This is a genomic window from Actinomadura keratinilytica (genome assembly GCF_039539665.1).
Lineage (GTDB): Bacteria > Actinomycetota > Actinomycetes > Streptosporangiales > Streptosporangiaceae > Spirillospora > Spirillospora keratinilytica.
Genome location: NZ_BAABDO010000221.1, coordinates 1 through 4,697, shown reverse-complemented (window position 1 = coordinate 4,697; position 4,697 = coordinate 1). Strand labels below are relative to the sequence as shown.

The 4,697-nt window shown below is 75.6% G+C and carries 4 protein-coding genes; 2 read left to right on the top strand and 2 right to left on the bottom strand.

What is annotated here, in order from left to right; all coding sequences use genetic code 11:
- Window positions 1–106: 106 nt before the first annotated feature.
- Both ABD879_RS32110 and ABD879_RS32105 read left to right on the top strand, forming a co-directional pair.
- Window positions 107–487 carry a hypothetical protein gene (locus ABD879_RS32110; protein ID WP_345025547.1) on the top strand — a complete coding sequence of 127 codons (381 nt, stop codon included), beginning with the start codon at window positions 107–109 and terminating at the stop codon, window positions 485–487.
- A complete protein-coding gene (locus ABD879_RS32105) occupies window positions 484–2,238 on the top strand; it encodes a sodium/solute symporter (protein ID WP_345025546.1) in 1,755 nt (584 codons plus the stop codon). The genes ABD879_RS32110 and ABD879_RS32105 overlap by 4 nt, the downstream gene beginning before the upstream one ends.
- A 464-nt stretch (window positions 2,239–2,702) precedes the next feature.
- On the opposite strand, the gene ABD879_RS32100 is transcribed toward ABD879_RS32105, so the two are convergent.
- Together ABD879_RS32100 and ABD879_RS32095 are read right to left on the bottom strand one after the other, a co-directional pair.
- On the bottom strand, window positions 2,703–3,587 hold the full coding sequence (locus ABD879_RS32100) for a deoxyribonuclease IV (protein WP_345025545.1): 885 nt from the start codon (window positions 3,585–3,587) through the stop codon (window positions 2,703–2,705).
- Between the two features lie 116 nt (window positions 3,588–3,703).
- Window positions 3,704–4,697, bottom strand: a 994-nt coding sequence (locus ABD879_RS32095) for a PASTA domain-containing protein (RefSeq protein WP_345025544.1), incomplete at its 5' end; no start/stop codon positions are given.

Here is a 4,697-nt window from a genome sequence, read left to right as displayed (position 1 = left end):
GGCGGGCGCGGCCAGCCGGGCGGCGGAACGGGCCGGCGGGGCGGCGGCCGGGACGGGCGGGACGACGAGTGGGAGCCCGGAGGCGGACGCGGCGGCGGACACGCCGATGACTGAGCCGCGCCGCGTCGCGGTGTCCAACCCGCGCACCCATCGGGCCCGCCGCGGGCCGGTCGGCACGGGCTGGAGCATCGCCCGCGACCTCGACGAGCAGACCGAGCTCGGCGCCGTGTACGCGCGCGCGCTGATCCGCGCGCAGCTGCGTTCGGCGCTGCTGACCGCCGGGGCGGTGCTGACCGCGATCATCGGGCTGCCCCTGCTGCTGACCCTGGTCCCCGCGCTGGCGCGGGCCCGGGTGCACGGGGTGCCGCTGGCCTGGCCGCTGCTGGTGCTGGGCGTGCAGCCGGTCTGGATCATCCTGGCGGTCCGGCAGCTGTGGCGGGCCGAACGCACCGAGCGGGAGTTCGCGCGCTTCGTGGACCACCCGTGATCGCGCCGGCGGTGGCCATCGCGCTGACCGCGCTGATCGTCGTCCTCGGCCTGATGGCGGCGCTGACCACGGTGCGCGGCTCGACCGCGCTGCGCGGCCGTCCGCCCGCCGGCGGCGACGCCGCCTCCGACTTCCTGGTCGCCTCGCGGGGGGTGACGCCGCTGTGGAACGCCGCCGCGATCAGCGGCGAGTACATCTCGGCGGCGGCGTTCCTCGGGTGGGCGGGGCTGCTGCTGGCCCACGGCGCCGACGTGCTGTGGCTGCCGATCGGGGCGGTCGGCGGGTACGTGCTGCTGCTGGCGTTCGTGACCGCGCCGCTGCGCCGCTCGGGCGCCTACACCATCTCCGACTTCGCCGAGTGGCGGCTCGGGTCGCTGGCCGTGCGGCGCCTGGTGTCGGTGTGCGTGTGCGTCATCGGCTGGTTCTACCTGCTGCCGCAGTTCCAGGGCGCCGGCGTCACGCTGTGGGTGCTGACCGGCGCGCCGCCCTGGGCGGGCTGGGCGCTGGTGGTGGCCGTGGCGGCGGGCCTGGTGCTGTCGGGCGGCATGCGCAGCATCACCGCCGTCCAGGCGATGCAGTACTGGGTGAAGGTGTGCGCGGTGGCGGTCCCGGCCGTCGCCGTGCTGGCCGTCTGGCGGCTGGACGGGGCCCGCGACCCGGCCGGGGACGGGCCGCCGAAGTTCCCCCGCGCCACCGTCGTCCGGGTGCAGACCGACGTGGCCGTGCGGGTGCCCGCCGACACGGACGTGACGGTGCACGGCATGCTGGACGGCCGGACCCACCGCGGGCGGCCGGTGCGGCTGCCGCGGGGCCGGCACACCGTGGCCGAGGGCACCGAGCTGAGGTTCCCGGCGGGGGCGTGGGTGCCGCACGCCGAACGGCTGCCGATCAAGGAGGACCGCGTCTGGGCGCTGCCGTTCGCCCAGGGCCGCGACCACCCGCTGTTCGCCACGTACTCGGCCCTGCTGGGCGTGCTGCTGGGCACGATGGGCCTGCCCCACATCCTGATGCGGTTCTACACCGCGACCTGCGGCAGGGCGGCGCGCCGCACCGCCGCGATGGTGCCGGTGCTGCTGGCGCTGTTCTATCTGTTCCCGGTCGTGTACGGGGCGCTCGGCCGCTTCTACACGCCGGAGCTGCTGGTCACCGGCGACACCGACGCGACCATCCTGATGGTGCCGCAGCGGCTGGTGCCCGGCACCGCGGGCGCGCTGCTGACGGGCCTGGTCGCGGCGGGGGCGTTCGCCGCGTTCATCTCCACGTCCTGCGGCATCGTGGTGGCGATCGCGGGCACGGTGTCGCAGCGGTTGCTGCGCGGCGGCGTGTCGGCCTTCCGCCTCGGCGCGGTGTTCGCGCTGGCGGTGCCGCTGGGGGTGCCGCTGACGCTCGCCTCCGACCTCGGCGCGATCGGCGCGGCCCGGCTGGTCACCCTGGCGCTGACGGTGTCGGCGTGCTCGCTGTGCCCGCTGCTGCTGCTCGGCATCTGGTGGCGCGGCCTGACCGCGGCCGGTGCGGGCGCCGGGCTGCTGGTGGGCGGGGGGCTGGCGGTGGCGGCGGCGGTCACCCGGCTGTTCGGCGGGCCGGGGGACGGCTGGCCCGCGGTGCTGCTGGCGCAGCCGGCGATGGTGCTGGTGCCGCTGACGTTCGCGGTGATGGTGGCCGGGTCGCTGCTGACCCGCCGCCGGGTGCCCCGCCGGGCCGACCGGGCGCTGGCCCGGTTGCACTTGCCAGAGGAAATCGTCAATCGTTGACGCCTGTTCGCCGAAGGAAGTTGGCTGTTCCCCCCTGTCACGGCGAAACCGTTCGTCGTCGCGGTTCGACCGCTCGTCGGTCGGCGGCGAAACGCACATCGACGCCTATCCGCCGTTGGCCGAGGGGACCGGGCCATCGCCTGCCCATCGGTATCGGATCCCTCTACTGTTTCCACTGGCACCACGCACCACACCGCTTCGGGGGGAGCGAGTGGACGCGGACGGGTCCGAGCCCATCGGCCCGCCGGCGGCGGAACCGCCACCCCCGCACGGAACAACAGAGGAGATCCGGCACGGCACCGAAAAGCCGGATCAGGAGCCGTCGGATCCCGTACCGGGGGGGTGGGATCCGACGGCGTGAGGCTCGGGCGTCGCTGAATAGTCGGGGGGTTGTTCAGCGACGCCCGGGCCGTTTTCCGTCTCCGGGACCGGCCCGCCGGTGCGGGCGGCTCAGGGCGGGCGGCTCAGCGGTCGCGCAGGCGCTTGAGGGTCTCGACGTCCCTGCGGTGCGGTTCGGGGGCGCGTCCGGGCGTCTCGATGATGAACGGGACGCCCGCCACGGCCGGGTGGCGGAACAGCTCGGCGAACGGCTCCTCGCCGATCCGGCCCGCGCCGATGTTCTCGTGCCGGTCCTTGGCCGACCCGCAGGCGTCCTTGGAGTCGTTGGCGTGGACGAGCCTGAGCCGGCCCTCGCCGACCGTCGCGACGAGCGCGTCGATCGTCGCGGCCGCCCCGCCGGGGGCGGACAGGTCGTGCCCGGCGGCGAACGCGTGGCAGGTGTCGAAGCACACCCCGAGCTTGGGGTGGTGCTCCAGCGCCGCGAAGAACGGGCCGAGCTGCTCCACCTTGGCGCACAGCATCCGGCCCTGCCCGGCCATGGGCTCCAGCAGCAGGTCGGGCCCGTCGTCGGGGATCTCCTCCAGCAGCGGCAGCACCTGGTCGCGGACCTGCCGCATGGCGTCCTCGTAGGGCTGGCTGACCGCCGAGCCGGTGTGCACCACCACGCCGCGCGCGCCGATGTCGCGGCCCCGGCGCAGCGCGTGCCGCACCGACGCCACCGACTTGGCGACGGTGTCGGCGCTGGGCGAGCCGAAGTTCACCAGGTACGCCGCGTGGACGTAGACCGGCAGGTCCCGCTGTTCGCGCAGCCGGGCGTCCTCGGCGGGCCGCCCCTCCGGCAGCGCCCAGCCGCGCGGGTTGGACACGAACACCTGGACGGCCTCGGCGCCGATCTCGGCGGCGTACTTGAGGCCGCCGGTGGCCAGGCCGCCGGCGACCGGGACGTGCGCGCCGACCGGGCTGTTCGCGACGGCCGGCGCCGGGGACGCGCCGGTGGAGGTCGAGGTCACGGATGAGGAGGCCATAGGCCGCTCAGCATAGTTGCCCGCTGGACCGTTCCCGGCCGCGCCGTGCCGTGCCCCGACGGCGCCGCGCCGGAGCCCCTCGGGCGTCCGCCGGCGGGCGGTCAGCCCCAGATGGTGACCTCCTGGCCGCGCCGGGCGGTGGAGCCGGGCAGCGGGTTCTGCCCGACCACCCGGTTGCCCAGCCTGCTGCCGATCTTGACCCGGAAGCCGGAGCTGCGCAGCGTGCGCCGGGCGTCGTCGAACGACTGGCCGACCACCGTCGGCACCGGGAGGCGGTCGCCCCGCTCGCCCCCCTCGTCGTCGCAGAAGAAGTCGCCGATCAGGCAGTTGCGGCGGTTGACCACGAGCGTGACCTTGTCGCCGGACGACACGCCGGTGCCCGGCCTGGGGTTCTGCGACAGCACCGTGTCGCCGGGCTTGCCGCGGACCCGGCGCCGCTCGATGACGACCTCGAGGCCCATCGAGCGCAGCCGGTTGGCGGCGTCGTCGCTCTTCTGCCCCACCACGTTCGGCATGGACATGCCGCTGCTGACGACGATCTGCACCGGCACGTCGGGGGACTGCTTCTCGCCCCCGGCCGGGTTCGTGCGCACCACGCGGCCCTTGGCCACCGTCTGGGACGGGGTGCTGCTCTCGCGGCCCGGCTGCAGGCCCTTGTCGCGCAGGATGCGCTTGGCCTCCTCCAGGGTGCGGCCGCGCACGTCGGGCACCTCGCGCGGCACCCGGCCCTTGGACGGGGTCAGCGTCACCGTCTCGCCCTTGGCGATCCGCGTGCCCGGCGCCGGGTCGGTCTTGGCGATCTCGCCCTTGTCGACCCGGTCGCTGTACTCCTCGGGGCCGATCCTGGCCTGCAGTCCGGCGGCGGCGAGCGCCTGCCGGGCGTCGGCCACCGTCATGCCGATCAGCCGGTCGGGCACGTGGTCGTACTGGCCGGAGGTCTGGTACCACACCGACCAGGCCAGCACCACGGCGGCGACCGCGCCGATCGCGATCAGCACGTACCGGCCGGCCCCGCCGAACCCGCGCCGGGGGGCGCGGTCGTCCGGCGGCACCAGGGCCGGCCCGGTCTCGCCGGGCGCCAGCACGGCGGTGCGC

Bases quoted from the DNA above. Each gene is read 5' to 3' on its own strand.
- ABD879_RS32110 (WP_345025547.1), top strand. From the start codon at position 107: ATGACTGAGCCGCGCCGCGTCGCGGTGTCCAACCCGCGCACCCATCGG.